The following is a 1,617-nucleotide window of genomic DNA, read 5'->3' on the forward strand; positions in this document are numbered from 1 at the left end:
CTCTGCCGGGGCACCCCCGGGGGAACGGCCTGGAGGTACCCGGACCTGCAAACCGGATCAGGGAGCTTCCTCTCCCGCCCCGGCAGCCCCTTTCGCCCCACCAGCATCAGCAGACCCGTCGGCGGAAGCCCGGGGGAGCTCTGACGTCGGAAAACGACGACCAGAGCATCATCGGGAGGCAGGAACGCGACAGATCGCTACGTGAGCGCCCTCGGCTCGGCGACCGGCGGCCGTCAGGGGCCGGGAGACGCGTCGGATCGCTCCACGCCCCCGGGCGGTGAGGAAGGGACTTGAGTCTCCATCAGGGGGAGGCACGAAGGTGGGGGCATGGACGGCGACACGCTCTACTCGATCGGTGAACTCGCTCGACGGACCGGTCTCACGGTCAAGACCATTCGCTTCTACTCCGATCGCGGAATCGTGGCGCCGACGGACCGCAGCCCGGCCGGCTACCGCCTCTACAGCATCGATGCCGTCGCACGCCTGGGCCTCGTTCGGAGCCTGCGCGAGCTGGGGCTGGACCTTGCCACGATCCGCAAGGTCGTGGACCGCGAGCTCTCGCTTCCCGAGGTCGCCGCAGCGCACGCCGAGGCACTGGCAGTGCAGATCCGCGTCCTGCGCCTGCGGCGCGCGGTGCTGACAGTGGTGGCCGAGCGCGGGTCCACACCCGAGGAGACGGAACTCATGCACCGGCTGGCCCAGCTTTCCGAGGACGAACGCAGACGTCTGATCGGCGATTTCCTCGACGCCGTCTTCGGCGGTCTTGACGCCGACCCCGCCTTTGCAGGCGTCATGCGCTCGATGACCCCCGAGTTGCCCGACAACCCGGACGCAGAGCAGGTTCGAGCGTGGGTGGAGGTGGCCGAAATGTCCCTGGACCCGTCCTTCCGCGCGGTCGTGCGGCGGATGGCCGAGGACCTGGCAGCCGAGCGGACCCGAAGTGGCGTGGCGCGCCCGCGCCGCGACATCGCCGCAGCCGTCCGCGACCACGCCGGACCGGCGCTGGTCGCAGGCATCGACCCGGCCTCACCCCAGGCCGATCCGATCGTCGCGGAGTTCACGGCTCACTACGCGCGCCTCCTCGGCCGCCCCGACGACATCGCGCTTCGCCGCCGGCTGGCGACGCGGCTGGAGACCGTGAACGACCCACGCAGGGAGCGATACCTCCGGCTGCTGGCAGTGGTCAACGGCTGGCCGGCCCCGGAGAGTCTGACTCCAGCGCTCGATTGGTCCCTCCAGGCCCTGCGCGTCCGGACACGGCAGTGACGGTGCGGTCGCGACGTGCACCGCGAAGCGCCCCGGATCGCTGCATGCTTCCTGCGGTCCGGTGGTCAGCCGCCGAGCCGACGGCGCCCCTGTGGCGATCTGCCGCGCTCACCGCCGATGACGGCCGCCGGACGCTTAGCCATGGGCGCGCACGTAGCGATCTGTCGCGCTCCTGTCGCCGGATGATGCTCTGGACGTCGTTTCCCTACGTCACAGCCACCCCGGCCCTCCCGTCGACGGGTCTGCTGATGCGGTGGGGCGAAGGGGGCTCCGCGGGCTTGGGGCCGGGCTCTGTGATCCCGCCCTGGACGGCTCGTCCCTCCAGGGTCATTCCCCGGGGGCGGCCCCGGC

General features: G+C 71.2%; 1 protein-coding gene. It reads left to right on the forward strand.

The genetic code is table 11. From position 1 onward, the window contains the following. Positions 1-327: 327 nt before the first annotated feature. Positions 328-1,266 (forward strand): MerR family transcriptional regulator, encoded by a 939-nt coding sequence (locus tag IE170_RS12935; RefSeq protein WP_189809503.1) that lies wholly within the window; start codon positions 328-330, stop codon positions 1,264-1,266. Positions 1,267-1,617 lie beyond the last annotated feature (351 nt).

This window comes from Streptomyces toxytricini, from assembly GCF_014649915.1.
Taxonomy (GTDB): Bacteria; Actinomycetota; Actinomycetes; order Streptomycetales; family Streptomycetaceae; genus Streptomyces; species Streptomyces toxytricini.

What these genes read in the sequence shown, in the direction of transcription:
- IE170_RS12935 (WP_189809503.1), top strand. Translation starts at nt 328, where the DNA reads ATGGACGGCGACACGCTCTACTCGATCGGTGAACTCGCTCGACGGACC.